Raw genomic sequence first — 19,101 nt, forward strand, 5'->3', positions numbered from 1 at the left:
AAGGAAAAATATGAAAACGCTTCCGCGAATCAGTCACGGCAATCCGCGCTGATGTGAGCGTTCGGCGTTATCGGGGCCGCGGTGCCTTATGAGGAGATCAAAATATCTGATGCGATACCCGCAGAATTGCGGGGGTGGTGCCGCGGGTCTGTGCATAAACGGCTGTGGGACACCGCGTTGATCCGTCGCAAATGCACGCAACTATACATATGCTGCGTCGGTTCGTGACAAGCGACGCGACATCGTTGAGAATTGCGGCTAAACCATTATGCAACCAAATGTTAGTATCACTGAATCACATACTGGAGATCGCAAAATGCGTCCCGTGCTGAGATTGGAGCGCTCGCGATGCACAGACCGCGTCAACATTTGAACATCCCGACCGAAATTGTCCGCACGGTCGTTGCCATTGCTGAAACGGGAAGCCTGTCGAAGGCTGGAGAACGCCTCGGTCTCAGTCAGCCGGCAATCAGCTCGCAGGTGAAGCGGTTGCAGAGCCTGGTTGGCGGCGCGCTCTTCGTCAGGACGGCGAACGGCACCACCACGACCGAGCTCGGAAAAGTGGCCGTGCAGCAGGCGCGGCGCATCCTGGAGGCCAATGATCAACTGCTCCGGCTCGGCGGTAATCACGAGGGACCGCAGCCGCTGCGGCTCGGGCTCAGCACCATGCTCGCCGAGGAATTCCTGAAGCTGCAATCCTCCGATGCGCTCGCCGACGTCCTGGTCCACGCCGACATGTCGCAGGCCATCGCCAGGGGATTGATCGACGGCTACATCGACATCGCTTTCATCTACAGCAACACGACGCTCGATACCGAGGACGAGGTGACGATCGCCGCCGAAGTCGAGGAGCGTGCGGTGTGGGTGCGATCAAGGGACTTCGTGCTGCGTCCCGGCGCGCCGATCCCGATCCTGGCCTGGCCCGGGGACGACTGGATGATCCGCACGCTGACCAAGCACAACATCTCCTACAAGATCGTGTTCAGGAGCCCGAACCATCAACTGCGGCTCGAGGCGGCGCGGGCCGGATACGGGCTGACGGCGTGCCCGGAGCGGATGATCCCGTCCTTCCTCGTTTCGGCGAAGGATTACTACCTGCCCGAGCTGCCGGTGCAGAAGCGCCTGCTGTGCGTGCGTCCGGGTCTCGAGGGAAGCCGCGCGACGGCGATGGTGCAGCGGTTGTCGAACCTGTTCTTTGCCGGTGCGAAGGCGATGCGCCAGGTCAGCAACATGTGAGCGATCGCCCGGTGCGGCTGCCGCCGGCGGCGCCTGTCAATAATGCGGCGGGGGCTCGTTGGCGGGCCCCGGTGCGAGGCGTTCGGCATCCTGCAGCCGGTCACGCAATTCCGCAACCTGGCGCGTCAGGGCGTCGATCTGCTTCCATTGTGCCGTGATGGTCTGGTTCAGCGTCTCGATGGTTTCGTCCTGATAGGTCAGGCGGACCTCCAGCGCATCGATCCGTTCGTTGAGCTTTGCAGGGTCATTCATCGGCTGAGCTCTCACCTGTCCGTTCGCGCAGCCCGTGCCCGAGCGCGACGCGCTCGTCGAACACGAAACACTCGCCGCGCCAGCGGCTGTCCGGCTCCGCCGTCTCCTCGAGATATTTCAGGATGCCGCCCTTGAGGTGATAGACCTCGGCAAAGCCCTGCGCGAGCAGATAGGCGCTGGCCTTCTCGCAGCGGATGCCGCCGGTGCAGAACATCGCGATCTTTTTGTGCCGTGCGGGGTCGAGATGATCAGCGGCGAATTCCTTGAACTGCCCGAAGCTGGCGATCCGTGGATCCACCGCGCCTTCGAAGGTGCCCATCGCGACCTCGAAGGCATTGCGGGTGTCGAGCACGAGGGTGCCGGGGGAGGCGATCAGCGCGTTCCAGTCGGCGGCCGCGACATAGGTGCCGACCTGCCGGCTCGGATCGACCGTGGCGTCGCCGAGCGTCACGATCTCCTTCTTCAGCCGCACCTTGAGCCGTCCGAACGGCATCCGCGCGCTTGCAGAGAATTTCAGTTCGAGATCGTCGAGGCGGCCGCCGAACAGCGGGCCGTGCTGCAGGTCCGAAACGAAGGCATCGATGCCCTCGGACGTGCCGGCAATGGTGCCGTTGATGCCCTCGGGCGCCAGCAGCACGCTGCCCTTCAGATCCAGCGTGGCGGCGAGCGCGCGCAGCGGCTCGCGCAGTGCGCGGAAATCGGGCAGTGCGGCGAATTGGTAGAAGGCGGCAACCTTGAGCGGCATGGCAGGGGGTTTATCAGCCCGATCAGGGCGGCGAAACCCCCGCAAAGCCATGCGTTACAGGGATAATTCCTCTGGCATGCCAGCCATTGCCCTGCCGGGGATGAATGTGTCATGTACGTCGTATCAGCCCAGCCGCATCAGAACATCAGAAGCAAGCGAGCGCTCCATTATGAGGAATTTCCATTTCGCCGGCCGTTCCACCGTCCACGCCCAGAATGCGATGGTGGCGACCTCGCATCCGGAGGCGGCACTCGCGGCCATCGAGGTGATGCGCGAGGGCGGCACGGCGGCCGACGCGGCGGTGGCCGCCTGCGCGCTGCTCGGCGTCATCGAGCCGCAATCGACCGGCATCGGCGGCGACTGCTTCGCGCTGATCCAGCCGCGCGGCGAGGGCAAGATCACCTCCTATAACGGCTCTGGCCGCGCGCCGATGGCGGCGACCGCGGACTGGTATCTGGAGCGCAAGATCAATTCGGTGCCGCTGACCTCGGCGCATTCCGTCAGCATTCCTGGCGCCATCGATGCCTGGGACGTGATCCTGAAAGACCACGGCAAGTTCGGCTTCGACCGGCTGCTGCAGCCCGCGATCAAGGCCGCCGAAGAGGGCTATGTGGTCGCGCCGCGCATCGCCTTCGACTGGAAGAACGGCTTCGAGAAGCTGAAGAACGGCACCAATACCGAGCGCTATCTGCTGCCGCACGGCAAGCCCGCGGTGGCCGGCGACGTGATCCACCAGCCCGAGCTCGGCAGGACGCTGCGCGCGATCGCGCAGAAGGGCCGCGACGCGTTCTACTCGGGCGAGATCGCCGCGGACATGGTCGACACGCTGCGCGGCATCGGCGGCCTGCACACGCTGGAGGATTTCGCCGCGCATTCGACCGAGACGACGTCGCCGATCGGCACGATGTACAAGGGCCACGACGTCTGGCAGTGCCCGCCGAACGGCCCGGGCATCACCATGCTGGTGATGCTCAACATCCTCTCGCGCTTCGATCTCACGCAGTTCAAGCCGCTCAGTGTCGAGCGCTTCCACCTCGAAGCCGAGGCCGCGCGCATCGCCTACATGATGCGCGAGCAGTATATCGGCGATCCCCAGCACGCCCATGTCGACGTCGCCGGCATCCTTTCGAAGGAATTCGCCGACGAGCATATCCGCAACATCCGGATGGACCGGCTGCTCGACCTGCCGAACGTCGCGCCGCCGATGAATCCGTCGACGGTCTACATCACCGTGGTCGACAAGGACCGCAACGTCTGCTCGTTCATCAATTCGATCGCGCACTCGTTCGGCTCGGCGATCGTCTCCAACAACACCGGCATCCTGCTGCAGAACCGCGCCGGCGGCTTCCGCATCCAGCCCGGCCATCCCAACTGCATCGCGCCGGGCAAGCGTCCGCTGCACACCATCATCCCGGCATTGGCGACGAAGAACGGCCGCGCCGTGATGCCGTTCGGCGTGATGGGCGGGCAGTACCAGCCGGTCGGCCAGAGCCACGTGCTGACCAACATCCTCGACTATGGCTGCGACGTGCAGGAGGCGATCGATATGCCGCGCGGCCTGCACTACGAGGGCGTCTACCAGCTCGAGGACTCGGTGCCGGCCGAGATCGTCGAGGGCCTGCGGAAAATCGGCCACAAGACCACCAGCGTGGTCCCGCCGCTCGGCGGCGGCCAGGCGATCTGGATCGACTGGGACAAGGGCACGCTGACCGGCGGCTCCGATCCGCGCAAGGACGGCTGCGCGCTCGGCTACTGATCGGCGCTGCCGGATCTGCGCCGGCGGAACAAAGCCGTTGTCGCGGGGGTTGAAGGCGAAAGCCTTTCCCCGCGAGGTTCATGATCCGCAGGCTCGATTCAGATGATACCGAACAGGCGGATCTGCATGGCGGCTCCTCGCCATGGTTTGCCGCCGCGCCGCATCCGCCGCGCCCACTGCTCGCGGACAATCTCACCTGCGACGCGCTCATTGTCGGCGCCGGCATCACCGGCGCGCTGGCCGCGGAGCGGCTGACGCGACAGGGGCTCGACGTCGTGATCGTCGACCGCGAGCATCCCGGCCGTGGCAGTACCGCGGCGAGCACCTCGATGCTGCTGTGGGAGATCGACCGTCCGCTGGTCGAGCTTGCCGAGTGCTACGGCTTCGAGCGCGCCGCGCGCGCCTATCGCGCAAGCCTCGAGGCGGTGACCGGCCTGACGTCGCTGGTGCGCGACCTCAACCTGCCCGGCGACATCAGGACCAGACATTCGCTGTATCTGGCCGCCGGCAGTTCGGCGGCGGCGTTGCTCGACGAGCACCGGCTGCGCCGCCGCGCCGGGCTGCCCGGCGACTTCCTCGATCATGGTCGGCTACTCGAGAGCTACGGGATTGCGCGGGCCGGTGCGATCGTGTCGCCCGGCGCGGCGGATGCCGATCCGCTCCAATTGGCGCGCGGCCTGCTGCATCTTGCGATCAGCCGCGGCGCGCGGCTGTTCGATGCAGAGGCGGCTGCCTTCGATCCGGCCGGTAAATCGGTCACGGTCGGCTTCGAGGATGGCCGCGAGATCGCAGCGAAGGCCGTCGTGTTGGCGACCGGATACGTGATGCCGGATATCGTCCGCTCCAGCGTTCAGGCCGTGTCGTCGAGCTGGGCGATCGCGACCGCGCCGCAGCCGCAGAACATCTGGAAGGATGGCGCGCTGATCTGGGAGAACGCCGAGAACTATCTCTACGCGCGCACGACGCCGGGCGGCCGCATCATCATCGGCGGCGAGGACAGCAGCGAGATCATTGCGCCCGATGCCCGCGATCGCCTGATCCCGGAAAAATCGCTCCGGCTCGCGCTACGTCTCGCCGCGCTGTGGCCGATCGCCGAGACCGAGATCGACCATCGCTGGGCCGGGACCTTCGACACGACGAGCGACGGGCTGCCGCTGATCGGTCCGGTGCCCGGCGCGAACGGCGTCTACGCCGCGTATGGCTATGGCGGCAACGGCATCACGTTTTCATATCTCGCCGCGCAATTGATTGGCGGTCTCATTGCGGGCGGCACTTCGCCGCTGCTCGATGATTTCGCGCTGGACCGCGATGGCGGCATGGCCGGTCACTGAAAAATGGCTAGGGATTTGCCCGGCGCTGGGCTAGAGACGGCCATCCTTCACGAGAGGTGCATGATGCGATCTTCCCGACGCACGATCATCCGGACTGCGCTCGCAGGCCTCGCGGCCGCGGTCTCCACGCCCGTTGTCAGCGAGATGGCAGCGGCCCAAACTGCAGGAAAGCCCATGACCACAGCTTCAGGCCTTCAGATCATCGACAGCAAGGTCGGCACCGGCGCTTCGCCGAAGACCGGCCAAATCTGCGTCATGCACTACACCGGCTGGCTCTACGAGAACGGCCAGAAGGGCAAGAAGTTCGACTCCTCGGTCGACCGCAACGAGCCGTTCGAGTTTCCGATCGGCGCGGGCCGCGTCATCAAGGGCTGGGACGAGGGTGTCGCCAGCATGAAGGTCGGCGGCAAGCGCACGCTGATCATCCCGCCCGAGCTCGGCTATGGCGCGCGCGGCGCCGGCGGCGTGATCCCGCCGAATGCGACGCTGATGTTCGACGTCGAACTGCTCGGCGTGAAATAAGCAGCCGACAAGTAAAGGGGGCGCAGTGATGAAGATCTCGATCCTCGACGATTATTTCGACACGCTGCGCACCCTCGACGCCTTCCGCAAGCTCGACGGCCAGGACGTCACGATCTGGAACGACCACGTCCAGGACGTCGACGTGCTCGCCGAACGGCTGCGCGACACCGACGCGCTGGTGCTGATCCGCGAGCGGACGCAGATCCGCACCCCGCTGCTGGAGCGCCTGCCCAGGCTGAAGCTGATCAGCCAGCGCAGCGTCTTTCCGCATATCGATATCGACACCTGCACCCGGCTCGGCATCATCGTGTCGTCGAGCCAGCACGCCGATACGCCGTCCTACGCCACTGCCGAATTCACCTGGGGGCTGATCCTGGCCGCGATGCGCGCGATCCCGCAGCAGATGGCGGCGCTGAAGGCGGGCAAGTGGCAGATCGGCGTCGGCCACACCGTGCGCGGCAAGACACTCGGCATCTACGGCTACGGCCGCATCGGCGCCGTGGTCGCAGGTTACGGCCGTGCGTTCGGCATGAACGTGCTGGTCTGGGCGCGCGAGCCGGCGATGGCCAAGGCGCGCGCCGACGGTCACGAGACCGCCGCGAGCAAGGAGGATTTCTTCGCCCGCTGCGACGTGCTGTCGCTGCACATGCGGCTGGTGGACGCGACGCGCGGCATCGTCAAGGCGGAGGACCTTGCGCGCATGAAGGAGACCGCGCTGATCGTCAATACCAGCCGCGCGCCGCTGATCGAGCCCGGCGCGCTGGTCGCCGCGCTGCAGGCAGGGCGGCCCGGCATGGCCGCGGTCGACGTCTACGAGAAGGAGCCGCTGCGCGACACGTCGGATCCGCTGCTCAACATGGACAACGTGGTCTGCACGCCGCATCTCGGCTACGTTTCGCGCGACGAATACGAGCTTCAGTTCACCGACATCTTCGATCAGATTATCGCCTATGCCGCCGGCGCGCCGATCAATGTCGTCAATCCGGATGTGCTGGCGAAGGCGCGGCCGCGCGACTGATCCGCGCCAGTAGTGCGCGAACGGCCGTAAACTCTCGCTCGGCAATCAGAACTTCCAGTTCGATGCTCCAATCGCTCGGTTCACCGCATTCCGGACCATCCGCTTGGCGCCACTCAGCGCCTTCTGGCCCTTGCCCTTGGCCTGCTGCATCGCGCCGCGGCCCTGCATCGCCGGCGAGCCGGTGGCCGCGCCGACCCGGCGCCTGAATCTGCCGATCGCGTCGTTGGCGGTGCCCTTGATCCTGTCGGTCGTGCTACCCATGAATTGCTCCTTCAGAGAATAGCTTCCTCAGAATGTGGCAAGGCAACGCGGCGGGACATGGCAGCGTTCCGGCACTGTTCCGATTTTCCGCTCGCCTGCAGCGGTGCTTTTGGCTAGCGTTCCGCGGACGAAACCAAATGCGCGAAAGCAAGAACGATGAGCGGTTCCCAAGATAACACCCATTCGCACACCCATTCCCACGACCACCATCATCATGATCACGACGAGGAGCGCTGGAAGCATGATGGCGTCCGCGTGATTCCCGGCAACCAGCTCGATCCGAACGTGCCGTCGACATCAGGCATGGACCGCAAGGCCGCGATCACTTTCGCCCGCGTCGGCGCGCAGAAATTGTGGGCGGGCACCGTCAACATCAAGCCAGACGCCAAGACCGGCGCGCATCACCACGGCCATCTCGAGAGCATCATCTATGTCGTGAAGGGCAAGGCGCGGATGCGCTGGGGCGAAAAGCTGCAGTTCACCGCCGAGGCCGGCCCCGGCGATTTCATCTTCGTGCCGCCCTACGTGCCGCACCAGGAGATCAACGCCAGCCGCGACGAGGTGCTGGAATGCGTGCTGGTGCGCTCCGACGGCGAGGCGGTCGCGATCAATCTCGACATCGAGCCGGTGGAGAAGCCGGAGACGGTGCTGTGGATTGATCCGGTGCACCGGCATCCGGACGAGAACAAATAGCTCTCACCACGTCATTGCGAGGAGCGCAGCGACGAAGCAATCCATAGTTTCCCGTGACGAGAGATGGATTGCTTCGCTTCGCTCGCAATGACGAGTCGTTGGACGTTCGTTTCAGGGGAGGCCAGCATGACACTCGTCCGCTACGAGAGCACAGGCCACGTCGCGACCATCACGATGGAGCGAACGGCCTCGCATAACGCGCTCAACAACGCGTTATGCGACGAGCTGCAGGCGGTCTGGCGGCGGTTTCGTGACAGCGACGATCGCGTCGCGGTGCTGGCCTCGGCCGAGGAAAAGTATTTCTGCGTCGGCGCCGACGTCAGGGATTTTCCCGCCAATATGTGGCAGGCGGTGCCCGGCCTCGGCGTCGAGCTCGACAAGCCGGTGATTGCCGCGACCTCCGGCTGGGTGGTCGGCGGCGGTTTTGTTCTCGTGCAGATGGCCGACATCTGCATTGCGTCGGAGACGACGCGGTTCGTCTATCCGGAGGCCAAGATCGGGACCACCGGCGGCGGAGTTTCCTCGGTGCTGGCGCGCATGCCGCACAAGATTGCGATGGAATTCCTCCTGGTCGGCGAGGAGCTCTCGGTCGAGCGCGCCTACCAGATCGGTTTCGTCAACCACATCACGCCGCCCGGCCAGCACGTCGTGGTGGCGCAGGAGATGGCGGCGAGGATCGCCGGCAACGCGCCGCTGGTGGTGCAGACGCTGAAGAAGCTTGCCCGCGACGCGATGCCGAAGGGACCGCTGGAAACGGTCGCTGAAGTCCGCCGGATGCTCGATGCGATCAAGGACAGCGACGATCTGAAGGAAGGCGCGAAGGCGTTCGGCGAGAGGCGCGCGCCGAAGTTCACGGGGAAGTGACGGCCGTCATTCCGGGGCGACGCGAAAGCGTCGAACCCGGAATCTCGCGCTACAATCTCAGGATTCTCGGTGCGCAATCGCGCACCTGAGGGTTCTCGCTCCGCGAGCCCCGGAATGACGTTTGGCGGCTACGCAAACACGCCGTGATCAATGCTGCCGTTCGGCACCACGTAGCCGTAGCGCGTGTTCGAGGGCTCGGCGCCGGCCTTCTCGTACTGCGCCTTCATCATCGCAAAACGGTCGCCCTTCAGCTCCAGCATCGCGCGCTTCGGCTGGATGTCGTAGAGCCGCGCGTTGTTGTCGCCGAAGATCGCGGTCTTGACCGGTCCATCGGCGGGGCCGAGCGGGGCGTAGCCGAACTTCTTCTGCATCACCTCGGGGATCTCGAGCCGCCGCAGGCCCTCGATCTGCCATTGCGGCGCGCCGGTCCACAGCGCGTCGGTGCCCCAGCAGACGTGGTCGACGCCGAGCCCCTTGATCAGCGTGCCCATCAGCGCGGCGCAGACATTCGGCTCGGCGACCAGCGTCGTCGCGAACAATTGCCCGACATCGCCATAGACATTGTTGACGCCGTATTGCGCCGGGATATCGGCGAGGTCGCTGGTCCAGGCGATGCGGCCGGTGCGCTCGAACTCGGCGAGCGCGACGCGGGGATCGCCGCCGACATGGCGATAGGCCGAGTGGTAGATGATGAAGTTGAGCTGCGGCCAGTCCTTGGCGGCCTTGCCGACATCGGCGACGTCGGCGTAGCCGCGCAGGTTCGGATACTGCTTCTCGATTCCGGGCGGGAACAGGCCCTTGTGGACGCAGACATTCTTGATGCCCGCCTTCACCATCTTCTCATAGCCCTTGTAGGCGACGTTCTCGTCATCGAGCCGCCACGGGTAGCGGCTGATCTCCTTGTGGGTGTTGTCGCCGATCGTGTAGCCCTTGCAGGATTCCGGCTTCAAAGCGAGCGCGGCGTCGAGCTTGTCGAGCCAGCCCGGCTGGCCCGGCGTGAAGATCGCGTGGCAGAACACGCGCCGGGAGCCAGCCTCGTCGTTGATCTTCTTGCGCGCGTCGGCCATCTGCTCGTTGGTCAGGAACCAGTCCTGCTCGATGTCCGACGGCGCCGAGGAGATCAGCGAGATCTTGGTGTCGGAATCGAGAAACATCTCCTTCTTGTAGTTGTTGAACTTGAGGTCCTCGATGGTCTGCTCGTGGTCGCTGAGCTGCTTGTTCCAGCCGGCCTTGCCGACCGCCTTGCGCATTTCCACAAAGCCCATGATGCGGGTGTCGTCGCGCAGGAAATGCGTGTGCATGTCCATGATGAACTGGTCCTTGAGGCCGTTGGCGCGCTCCTGCGCCATCGCCGGCGTCGCGGCCTCGGCCGGCGTGACGTCGAACAGCGAGCCGTAGACCTGGTTCATCGCGACGAAGGAGGCGGCCATGCCGGCCGCGGTCTGGAAGAATTTGCGGCGGTCGAGCCCCTGCTTGCCGCCGAGATCGTCGGCCATCGCGAGCAGCCGCGCCTCGACCTCGCGCTGCCGTTCGTTCTGCGGGTCGGGATAGAATTCGTCACTGGCGACGATCTGGGTCGGGATCGGGGTCTGGTGCCGGCACAGTTCGGAGGGCATCAAGGCGGCAAGTTCTTCTTCGGTGAGGTTGCTGCTCATTCTTCGCTCCCGCGTCTCGCCGGATGTTTCCGGTCGGATTGCCGCGGCAGACTAGGCGCAACGCCATCCGTCGTCCGCGCCGATCGCCGGCGCCGACGTTCACAAAATCGTGCGGCCGATTTCGCGTCGCGAGATGCACCCGTCGCGCAGTCAGGCCATTGCGCTGTTATGCTCGATCGAACCGGACCGGACGAAGAATCCGAAGGGGAGGCAGCCATGAAGCACTCCGACCAATCGCGCCGCGCCGTCATCAAGGGCATGGGCGTTGCAGCGGCGGCCGCACTCGGCGCGGCGCCGGCGCAGGCGGCGACGGCGGTTCCTGCCGAGGGCGAAATCTGGAGCAGCGAATACTGGGCGAAGAAGGGCGACATCCCGCTGTGGATGTTCCGCAAGCGGATTGGCGCGCCGAAGCCGGGCGAGCCGGCGCGGCCCGTCGTGTTCTTCGTGCACGGCTCGTCGGTGACGTCGCGGGTGTTCGATCTCACGGTGCCGGGCAAGGGCGAATATTCCCTGCTGAATGCGTTCGCGCGCTTCGGCTTCGATTGCTGGACGATGGATCACGAGAACTACGGCAAGTCCGGCCGCACCTCGGGCAATGCGGATATCGCCAGTGGTGTGGAAGATCTGAAGGCCGCGGTCGAGGTGATCGCCCGCGAGACCGGTCAGACGAAGTATCACTTCGTCGGCGAATCCTCCGGCGCGTTGCGCGCCGGCGCCTATGCGATGGCGGCCCCCGAGCGGATCGACCGGCTGGTGTTCGCCGCCTTCACCTACAAGGGCGAGGGTTCGCCGACATTGGCAAAGCGCGCCGAGCAGCTTGCCTATTACCGCAGCCACAACATGCGCAAGCGCGACCGCGACATGATCCGTTCGATCGCAACCCGCGACAAGCCGGGCACGTCGGACCCGGCGGTGATGGAGGCGCTCGCCGATGTCGAGATGCAGTTCGGCGACCAGATCCCGACCGGCACCTATCTCGACATGACCGCCAATCTGCCGGTGGTGCATCCGGAGAAGGTGCTCGCGCCGGTGCTGCTGGTGCGCGGCGAACATGACGGCATCGCCGCCGTCCCCGACCTCGAGGAGTTCTACAACAAGCTGCCGAACGGCGACCGCCAGTTCATCATCCTGCCCGGTACCGCGCATTCGGTAGCGCTCGCCACCAACCGCGAGCTGTTCTGGCACGTGACGCGGGCGTTCCTGACCATGCCGGCCCCGATCGTGACCTGAGCCCTGCGGCAGGACGTCGCAAGAAATATTCTGAAATCGAATGTCGGGAGGCTGTCTCTGGCATCGTCCTTGGGGCACAACCACGCCAAAGGAGCACTCTTCGCATGTCCAAAGCCAAGATGATCTTCGTCAACCTGCCGGTCTCCAATCTCGCCCGCGCCACCGCGTTCTATGAGGCAATCGGCGCAACGAAGAATCCGCAATTCTCCGACGAGACCGCCTCCGGCATGGTGATCTCCGAGACCATCCACGTCATGCTGCTGACCCACGACAAGTTCCGGCAATTCACGCCGAAGACCATCGCCGATGCCAGGACGACGAGCGAGGTGCTGATCTGCCTTTCCGCCGACAGCCGCGAGTCCGTAGACGACACCGTGAACAAGGCCAAGAACGCCGGCGGCAGCGCCGATCCGTCCGCGAAGCAGGATTACGGCTTCATGTATGGCCGCAGCTTCGAGGATCTCGATGGTCACATCTGGGAAGTGATGTGGATGGATGTCGAGGCCTTCACCAAGGCGCAGTCCGCCGCGGCCAACGCCTGATCGCGCGCACCGACACACGGAGAGTTACATGATCTCGAAAGTGTCTCCCTGCCTGTGGTACGACGGCGACGCCGAGGAGGCCGCGAACCTCTATGTTTCGCTGCTGCCCGATTCCAGGATCGAGACGGTTCAGAAGAACATCGTCGATTGCCCGGCCGGCAAGGCCGGCTCGGTGCTGGTGGTCTACTTCACGCTCGCCGGCCAGAGTTTTATCGCGCTGAACGGCGGCACCAAGATGGACTATTCCTATGCGGCGTCGTTCTCGATCGACTGCACCGATCAGGCCGAGGTCGACCGCCTCTGGGACGCCTTGCTCGCTGGTGGCGGCAAGGAAGAGCAGTGCGGCTGGCTGCGCGACCGTTTCGGCGTGCCGTGGCAGATCGTGCCGTCGGCGATCCGCGACTATATCGGCGGACCCGATGTGGCCGGCGCCGGCCGCGCGATGCAGGCGATGCTCGGCATGGTCAAGCTCGATATCGAAGCCCTGCGTAGGGCGTATGAAGGCAAGGCAGCGGCGTAGCCGACACTCTACTGTCATCGCCCGGCCTGACCGGGCGATCCAGTATTCCAGAGACGTTTGTTTTCAATCGAGAAGTCGCGGCGTACTGGATGCCCCGCTTGAAGCGGGGCATGACAGTGTCCTTAATAATTGATCCGCAGCCCGATGCCGCCGTGAACGGTGTTGCCGACCGGCTGCGGGCCGGCAGTGCCGTTGACGAAGAGATCGGCGATCCAGCCCTTGCTGATGCGGAAGCCGAGCCGGCCGCCATATTCGAACCAGCCCTGGTTGCCGATCGTCGGCACGATGGTGCCGTCGCCGGTGACCGTGGCGACGATGCCGGAATGGGTGGCGAAGGATTGCACCCAGCCGCCATTGATGTTGGCCTCGAGGCTGGAGCCGAACAGATGCGTCCACTGGCCGCCGATCTTGACGAGGCTGGTGCGATCGGTGCCGTCGGCGATCGAGGCATCGAACGGATTGAATGCCACCGCGGAGTCGCGGTAGCCGCTGACCCGCTGCCATAGCTGCCAGACCTCGACCGAGGCCGCGACCTCGTCGCGCGCCGACAGCCGGCTGATCCAGCCGGCGCGCCCGTAGACGCTGTAATTCGCGCTTGACGTATCGCCGGTCACCGAGACCGGGCCGAGGCTCGTCACATAATTGCGGGAGTAGCTCACCTTTTGCGACGGCGAGAGGACGGTGCCGATGTCGAAGAACGGCCGCGACGGGCCCCAGTCGACGAAGTCGTAGCGCAGCGCGAAGGCGCCGATCGGCGCGCTGGTGACGCTGTAGCCGCCCTCGCTGTACTGCGCATAGGCGATGCCGGCGAGCAGCGACAGGTTCGGCGTGATGGTCTTGCGGCCGTGGATGCCGGCCGAGAACGAACCGGCCGAGCCGAACGCGCTGATGCAGTCGTTGCAATTGACCTGCTCGTTGACGCCGAGCAGCACCGTGCCGAGCACCCGGTTGGTGATCATCTGGTTGAAGCGCTGGTCGGCGAGGCCGTTGATCGAGCTGCCGCTTGACGGCGCGCCGGTGATCGGCGTTGTGGTCGGTGTCGGTGTCGGTGTCGGTGTCGGTGTCGGTGTCGGTGTCGGTGTCGGTGTCGGTGTCGGTGTCGGTGTCGGTGTCGATGTCGGTGTCGGCGTGGGGGTTGGAGTCGGTGTGGGTGTTGGAGTCGGCGTGGGCGTAGGCGTCGCCGAAGGCGTTGGAGTCGGGCTCGGTGTCACCGTGGGTGTCGGTGTAGGCGTGGGTGTCGGCGTAGGCGTAGGCGTAGGCGTAGGGCTGCTCACTGCGTTCGGCGTCGGCGATGCGGACGGCGAGGGCGATGGGCTCGGCGAAGGTGACGGGCTTGGCGAAGGTGAAGGGCTCGGCGATGGTGAAGGGCAAAGTCCCTCACAAAAGGCGGTGCTCGCCGCCGTCGCGGGCGACGCGCCGGCTTGCAGCAATATCCACGCCGACGCCGCGAGGATCGCGGTCGACAGGATCGGACGGCTGGCGCGTGTCGCCATGCTCACCGCCCGCACAGCATGCCGTCGGGGTCATCGACCGGCGGCGTCACCGGCGATGCGTCCGCATATTGCGTGACCGTACAGAGGCCGGCGGCCTGGCTGCAGGTCGCGGCAAACGTCCACGGCGGATTGTTGGTCTTCTGGATCGTGGTCCGGCCGCCGCTCGCGGTAATGATCGCAGTGTCGCCGGGCTGAGTCAGGTCGATGCACTGCCGGCTCGTGGTGCAGACGGTCGAGGCGCCCTCCTGCAGCACCACAATGGTCCGGCCGCGCTGCGACAGGATGTCGAGGATGGTACCGCGAACGCCGATCGTCGCAAGCGGCGTCGTGATCTTGTAGGCGGCCTTGTTGGAATTGCCGGTGACGAAGCGGAACGCGCCCGTCGTCAGGCGGATCGCCACGTCGCGGTAATGATGCTCGTCGTCGAACACGGTGCGGTCGAGCTTGATCGAGGCGTTGGCGCCGAGCGAGAGGTTGGTGCTGTCGATCATCACCAGCCGGGCGGCACTGTCGGCGCCGGTGCGCACCGTCTCGTCGCGCAGCACGGCATCGCCGACATTGATTGGTGTGGTCGACGCCGCGATGCGGACGACCTCGTTCTTGACGACGGCCGCTTCGCCGACGCGCGTCTGCGCTGCAGCCGGACCTGCCGTCAGCGCGGCCAGAACACCAAGCGCAAGGATTGAAGGAAAGCCGTGCCGCGAATGCATTTCAAAACCGATCGACTTACCCGATCATCGTACCGGATCGCGCACAGGTCTGATATTGTATATTTGTCACAAACTGTGCCGAGTTGTCTGGATGATTGGTGTCGTTGGATTCGAATACGTTCAAGCGGTGAAGATGAAAGTGAGGCTCGATCACACTGAACGCGCAGGTTGCATGCGACAGGGGCCGCGCAGCTCACACTTCGCTCACACCGGTTCCCGTTGCAGCACGCGCACTCCGTGACCACCGCATCCAATTCACATGCCGTTCTGCTCCGTCCCGCCGTGCGCACGGCGATCGTCGCGGCGATCATCTTCGCCGTCGCGCATGTCGTGCTGCTGCTCGGGATCACCGTGCCCGACAAGCTGTATTTCGACGAGGTGCATTACGTGCCGGCGGCACGGCAGATGCTGCTGCCGGTGATGCCGGAGCCAATGCTCAATCCGATGCATCCGCCGCTGGCCAAGGAGATCATCGCGCTCTCGATCAAGGCGTTCGGCGACAACCCTCTGGGCTGGCGCTATCCCGCCGCGCTGTTCGGTGCGCTGGCGCTGGTCGGCGTCTATCTCGGCGCGCTGGCGCTGTTCGCCGCGCAGGGCCGGGCGATCGCGGCGACGCTGCTGGCGTTCTTCAACCAGATGCTGTTCGTGCAGTCGCGGATCGCGATGCTGGATATTTTCGCGCTGGCCTTCAGCCTGTTCGCGATCGCGGCCTTCAGCCACGGCTTCAGGCAGCGGCGGCCGCACCTCGCCTTCGCGCTGGCCGGGCTCGCCTGTGGCCTGTCGGCCGCCTGCAAATGGAGCGGGCTGTTCGTGCTCGCGACCTGCATCGCGGTGGTTGTCGTGATCCGGCTGATGCAGGGCTGGCGGACGCGCTTCGCCGATGCGAATAGCGAAGACTGGTACGCGCCGGAGCTGTGGCCGGATTTCCGCAGCTATCATTTCATCGCCTGCTTCGTGCTGCTTCCGGCGCTGGTCTATCTCGCGACGTTCTTGCCGCTGTACGGCGTCTCGCTGTCCGGCCTCGTTGAGGCGCAGCGCCGCATCTTCGCCGACAACACCACGACCGCGATTGCCGGCCACACCTATATGAGCTCATGGCCGTCATGGCCGCTGCTGGCGCGGCCGGTCTGGTATCTGTTCGACAAGACCGGCGGCGACCGTATCGCGGCGATCGTGTTTCTCGGCAATCCGCTGATCCTGTGGCCGGCGCTGCTGGCGCTCGCCGTCGCGCTGCGCGACTGGATCGTCGCGCGCCGGCGCGATGCGTTCCTGGTGCTGGCGTTCTATCTCGGCCCGTATCTCGCATGGGCGCTGCTGCCGCGCACGCTCGGCTTCATCTATTATTATCTGCCGGCGGCGACCACGGCGAGCTTCGTGCTGGTCTATGCGCTGACGCGCGAGCGCGCGCCGCGCTGGCTGCTGTGGGCCTTTGTCGCGATCGGATGCGCCGGCTTCGTCGCGATGCTGCCGGTCACGGTCGCCGCGATCGGCACGTCGATGGCGACGTTCAGCCGGCTGATGCTGTTTCCGGGCTGGATCTAAGAGCTTGTGAATCTTTCGCGAGAACATAAGACCCGTCATCCTGAGGTGCGAGCGGAGCGAGCCTCGAAGGATCGACGGCTACAGTCGGGTCGATTCATCCTTCGAGGCTCGCAAGAGCTCGCGCCTCAGGATGACGGGTCGTAAAGATTCACAGCCTCTGAGACGCGCGTGATCCGCCTGCCGATGCGACAGGCGGATCGAAGGGGCGGACGTTACTGCGCCGCGGTCTTGGTTTCCATATTCACGACCTGCACGCGGCGGTTGGCCGGGTCGAATGGCGCGTTGGCATCCTTCGGCTTGGTCTTGCCGTAGCCGACGGTGACGAGATCGGAGCCGTTCAGGCCGTACTGATCGACCAGGAATTTCTTGATGGTGTCGGCGCGGCGCTCCGACAGATCCTGGTTATAGCTCTCGCCGCCGACCGCGTCGGTGTGTCCGGCGAGCACGAAGGTCGAGCCCTTCAGGCCGGCGTCGGACAGCGCCTTGCCGAGTTCCTGCACCGCCTGGGTCGAGCCCTTGCTGATGTTGGCCGAGTTGTAGTCGAAGTGGATCTCCAGATCGATCTTCGGCTTGTTGGCGGCGATCTCGGCGATCTCCTGGCGTTCGCCTAACGACAGCGAACGGGTTTGCCGGTTCCGCACCTTGTTGAGAATAGTCGCTTCCTTGTCAGTGACGGCCGGGTCGATTGCCGCGCCGGCGGACAGGCCGCGGGTTGCCGATTTCGGCTTCAGGGCATTGAGGATCTGGTCGGAAGAGACCGTGTCGCTGCCGGCCAGTGCAAGGCCCGCCGTCATCGACAACGCGGCGCCGATCGTCATGAGAGACACGGAGAGAGAGCGGGTCATGGTCTAAGGTCCTCGACTGAGACGCCAGCCTGGCTGGCTTGCTGTCCTTTGGATGCACGGACACTAGGACCGGTTCAAAGCCAGGGATGTGATTTACGTCACGTTGGGAATTGCCAGCGAATCTCACTACATTAGCGGGCAAATGCCCCGCGCCACCGAACCCCTTCCGTTGAACAACGCCGCCGCCCGCCGCATCTGGCTGCGCGCGCAGCGGCTCGACACCAGGGCGCCGTTCGGGGAGGGAGCCGAAGCGGTGGCGGCGGCGGTCGACCATCTCGGCTATGTGCAGATCGACACCATCAACGTGATCGAGCGCTGCCATCACCACATCCTGTTCAGCCGCATTCCGGACTACCGCCGCGCCGATCTCAGGCAGGCGCAGAGCACCGACAAGAGCGTGTTCGAGTACTGGACGCATGCGCTGTCCTACATACCGTCCAAGGACATCGGCTTCTTCCTGCCGGCGATGCGGGCGCACAAGCGCGACGGCCACCAGTGGTACGCATCGGTGACGCCGGCGGACACCCGCAAGGTGATGCGGCTGCTGCGCGCCGGCCCGCTCACCATCCGCGACATCGACGACGACGTGCTGACCGAGAAGGAGCATCTCTGGCAGAGCCGCAAGCCGTCCAAGCGCGCGCTGCAGCTCGCCTTCTATGGCGGCGTCGCTACGGTCAGCGAGCGCAACGGCATGCTCAAGACCTATGAGCTGATGATGCGGCATTTCGGCTGGGAGAAGCCGCCGAAGCCCGCATCAGGGTCGGCGCAGATCGCCTATCTGCTCGACCGTGCACTGCGTTCGCAGGGCATCGTCAGCCTCGATTCGATCTGCCATCTCGATGCGCCGAGCAAGAAGGCGGTGCGCCGCCTGATCGACGCGCGCGTCCGCCGCAAGGAACTGGTCCCGCTCGCGCTCGAGGGCGCCGGCAAGCAGGAGCATTGGGGCCGGCCCGAGGTGCTGGAGCCGGCCGGCGCTGCTGATCCCGGCTTGGTCCACATCCTGTCGCCGTTCGATCCCCTGATCATCCAGCGCAAGCGCACCGAACTGTTCTTCGGCTACGGCCATCGGTTCGAGGCCTATGTGCCGAAGGAGAAGCGGGTGTTCGGCTATTTCGCGCTGCCGGTCCTGGTCGGCGACGACATCGTCGCGGCCCTCGACCTGAAGACCGACCGGCAGAACAGGAAACTGCTGATGCAGAAATGGACCTGGGTCGGCAACGGCAAGAAGCAGGCCGTCCGCAAGGAGTTGAAGCGCCGCATCGAGGAGGAACTGGAACGGTTCGAGCGGTTTCAGCTGGCGGAGTGAAGCGCGATCTTCCGTAGCCCGGATGGAGCGAAGCGCAATCCGGGAAAGTCTTGCCGCGGAGAGAACCCCGGATTTCGCTGCGCTTCATCCGGGCTACGGCACTGACGCACGGCCATCTCTTCTCAATGATGTGGCCAGCCGGTCGATGGCCACCGCCAGCACAATGCCGGCGGCATACGCCACCATGTTCCACAGCGAAAAAATCCGCCCGAGCAACAGCGCGCCCGCGGTGGTGAGGCGGAAGGCATCGAGCCAGGGGGTGTGAACCAGGCGGAACAGCTCGACGAGGATCGCGATCCCCAGCGCGATCAGCGCCACCTGCCGCCGGGGACGGCGGGGCAGCAGCAGTGCGACCAGGAAGAACACCATCGTTCCCCACAGCAGCGAGCCGCCATATTTCACCGCGAAAGCCGGCAGCCCGAGCGGGAAGCCGAAGCGCCGCAGCGCCAGTCCGCAGGCGATAACGGCAAGGCAGAGCAGGGCGCGCCCGGTTGCGCTCGGCGCTGCAGAGGAGCGCTGCGTGCTATGAGTTTTTGCCATTGCTCAATGCGGGGCTACCCAATAATCCTCAAGCCAAGCA

General features: G+C 65.1%; 19 protein-coding genes and 1 pseudogene. 12 read left to right on the forward strand and 8 right to left on the reverse strand.

Annotation, left to right across the window (positions count from 1 at the left end):
- Positions 1-348: 348 nt before the first annotated feature.
- Positions 349-1,236: a LysR family transcriptional regulator gene (locus tag JQ633_RS09055; RefSeq protein WP_249159041.1), complete on the forward strand. Its 888-nt coding sequence runs from the start codon at positions 349-351 to the stop codon at positions 1,234-1,236.
- 36 nt (positions 1,237-1,272) lie between these two features.
- Here the strand turns inward: JQ633_RS09055 and JQ633_RS09060 are convergent, their stop codons facing one another.
- On the reverse strand, positions 1,273-1,488 hold the full coding sequence (locus tag JQ633_RS09060) for a SlyX family protein (RefSeq protein ID WP_211984646.1): 216 nt from the start codon (positions 1,486-1,488) through the stop codon (positions 1,273-1,275).
- A complete protein-coding gene (locus tag JQ633_RS09065; RefSeq protein WP_211984647.1) occupies positions 1,481-2,233 on the reverse strand; it encodes a rhodanese-related sulfurtransferase in 753 nt (250 codons plus the stop codon). The genes JQ633_RS09060 and JQ633_RS09065 overlap by 8 nt, the downstream gene beginning before the upstream one ends.
- Before the next feature lie 169 nt (positions 2,234-2,402).
- On the opposite strand from JQ633_RS09065, the gene ggt reads away from it, so the two are divergent.
- The 4 genes from ggt (at position 2,403) to JQ633_RS09085 (ending at position 6,860) form a co-directional block, all read left to right on the forward strand.
- Entirely contained in the window at positions 2,403-3,989 is a 1,587-nt protein-coding gene (ggt, locus tag JQ633_RS09070) for a gamma-glutamyltransferase (protein WP_211984648.1), read from the forward strand.
- An 80-nt stretch (positions 3,990-4,069) separates the two neighbouring features.
- Positions 4,070-5,320, forward strand: coding sequence for an NAD(P)/FAD-dependent oxidoreductase (locus tag JQ633_RS09075; RefSeq protein ID WP_211984649.1), 1,251 nt, complete (start codon positions 4,070-4,072; stop codon positions 5,318-5,320).
- 60 nt (positions 5,321-5,380) lie between these two features.
- Positions 5,381-5,842: an FKBP-type peptidyl-prolyl cis-trans isomerase gene (locus tag JQ633_RS09080; protein ID WP_211984650.1), complete on the forward strand. Its 462-nt coding sequence runs from the start codon at positions 5,381-5,383 to the stop codon at positions 5,840-5,842.
- Positions 5,843-5,870: 28 nt separating this feature from the next.
- Complete coding sequence (locus JQ633_RS09085; RefSeq protein ID WP_211984651.1) at positions 5,871-6,860, forward strand: D-2-hydroxyacid dehydrogenase family protein; 990 nt, start codon at positions 5,871-5,873, stop codon at positions 6,858-6,860.
- Positions 6,861-6,905: 45 nt separating this feature from the next.
- Here the strand turns inward: JQ633_RS09085 and JQ633_RS09090 are convergent, their stop codons facing one another.
- Positions 6,906-7,121 carry a CsbD family protein gene (locus tag JQ633_RS09090; RefSeq protein ID WP_211984652.1) on the reverse strand — a complete coding sequence of 72 codons (216 nt, stop codon included), beginning with the start codon at positions 7,119-7,121 and terminating at the stop codon, positions 6,906-6,908.
- A 156-nt stretch (positions 7,122-7,277) separates the two neighbouring features.
- Between JQ633_RS09090 and JQ633_RS09095 the strand changes: the two genes are divergently transcribed.
- Positions 7,278-7,814, forward strand: coding sequence for a cupin domain-containing protein (locus JQ633_RS09095; protein WP_211984653.1), 537 nt, complete (start codon positions 7,278-7,280; stop codon positions 7,812-7,814).
- 126 nt (positions 7,815-7,940) lie between these two features.
- Complete coding sequence (locus JQ633_RS09100; protein WP_211984654.1) at positions 7,941-8,678, forward strand: enoyl-CoA hydratase/isomerase family protein; 738 nt, start codon at positions 7,941-7,943, stop codon at positions 8,676-8,678.
- 128 nt (positions 8,679-8,806) lie between these two features.
- Here JQ633_RS09100 and JQ633_RS09105 read toward each other — a convergent pair whose 3' ends face one another.
- Positions 8,807-10,333: an amidohydrolase family protein gene (locus tag JQ633_RS09105; protein WP_211984655.1), complete on the reverse strand. Its 1,527-nt coding sequence runs from the start codon at positions 10,331-10,333 to the stop codon at positions 8,807-8,809.
- Between the two features lie 216 nt (positions 10,334-10,549).
- On the opposite strand from JQ633_RS09105, the gene JQ633_RS09110 reads away from it, so the two are divergent.
- The 3 genes from JQ633_RS09110 to JQ633_RS09120 all read left to right on the forward strand — a co-directional run bounded on the left by JQ633_RS09110 (position 10,550) and on the right by JQ633_RS09120 (position 12,625).
- Positions 10,550-11,563 (forward strand): alpha/beta hydrolase, encoded by a 1,014-nt coding sequence (locus JQ633_RS09110; protein ID WP_211984656.1) that lies wholly within the window; start codon positions 10,550-10,552, stop codon positions 11,561-11,563.
- Between the two features lie 104 nt (positions 11,564-11,667).
- Positions 11,668-12,105, forward strand: a complete 438-nt coding sequence (locus tag JQ633_RS09115; protein WP_211984657.1) for a VOC family protein — start codon at positions 11,668-11,670, stop codon at positions 12,103-12,105.
- Between the two features lie 31 nt (positions 12,106-12,136).
- Entirely contained in the window at positions 12,137-12,625 is a 489-nt protein-coding gene (locus tag JQ633_RS09120; RefSeq protein ID WP_211984955.1) for a VOC family protein, read from the forward strand.
- Between the two features lie 122 nt (positions 12,626-12,747).
- Here the strand turns inward: JQ633_RS09120 and JQ633_RS09125 are convergent.
- Together JQ633_RS09125 and JQ633_RS09130 are read right to left on the reverse strand one after the other, a co-directional pair.
- Positions 12,748-13,767: pseudogene (locus JQ633_RS09125) on the reverse strand (hypothetical protein); the annotation flags it as partial.
- Positions 13,768-14,120: 353 nt separating this feature from the next.
- Positions 14,121-14,828 carry a FecR family protein gene (locus tag JQ633_RS09130; RefSeq protein ID WP_211984658.1) on the reverse strand — a complete coding sequence of 236 codons (708 nt, stop codon included), beginning with the start codon at positions 14,826-14,828 and terminating at the stop codon, positions 14,121-14,123.
- Between the two features lie 267 nt (positions 14,829-15,095).
- On the opposite strand from JQ633_RS09130, the gene JQ633_RS09135 reads away from it, so the two are divergent.
- Positions 15,096-16,370 carry a phospholipid carrier-dependent glycosyltransferase gene (locus JQ633_RS09135; RefSeq protein WP_249159165.1) on the forward strand — a complete coding sequence of 425 codons (1,275 nt, stop codon included), beginning with the start codon at positions 15,096-15,098 and terminating at the stop codon, positions 16,368-16,370.
- Positions 16,371-16,582: 212 nt separating this feature from the next.
- Here JQ633_RS09135 and JQ633_RS09140 read toward each other — a convergent pair whose 3' ends face one another.
- Positions 16,583-17,215, reverse strand: coding sequence for an OmpA family protein (locus tag JQ633_RS09140; protein ID WP_211984660.1), 633 nt, complete (start codon positions 17,213-17,215; stop codon positions 16,583-16,585).
- Between the two features lie 142 nt (positions 17,216-17,357).
- On the opposite strand from JQ633_RS09140, the gene JQ633_RS09145 reads away from it, so the two are divergent.
- Complete coding sequence (locus tag JQ633_RS09145; RefSeq protein WP_211984661.1) at positions 17,358-18,521, forward strand: DNA glycosylase AlkZ-like family protein; 1,164 nt, start codon at positions 17,358-17,360, stop codon at positions 18,519-18,521.
- A 93-nt stretch (positions 18,522-18,614) separates the two neighbouring features.
- On the opposite strand, the gene JQ633_RS09150 is transcribed toward JQ633_RS09145, so the two are convergent.
- Entirely contained in the window at positions 18,615-19,061 is a 447-nt protein-coding gene (locus JQ633_RS09150) for a DUF2809 domain-containing protein (RefSeq protein ID WP_211984662.1), read from the reverse strand.
- Positions 19,062-19,101 lie beyond the last annotated feature (40 nt).

This window comes from Bradyrhizobium tropiciagri (assembly GCF_018130505.1).
GTDB lineage: Bacteria > Pseudomonadota > Alphaproteobacteria > Rhizobiales > Xanthobacteraceae > Bradyrhizobium > Bradyrhizobium tropiciagri_B.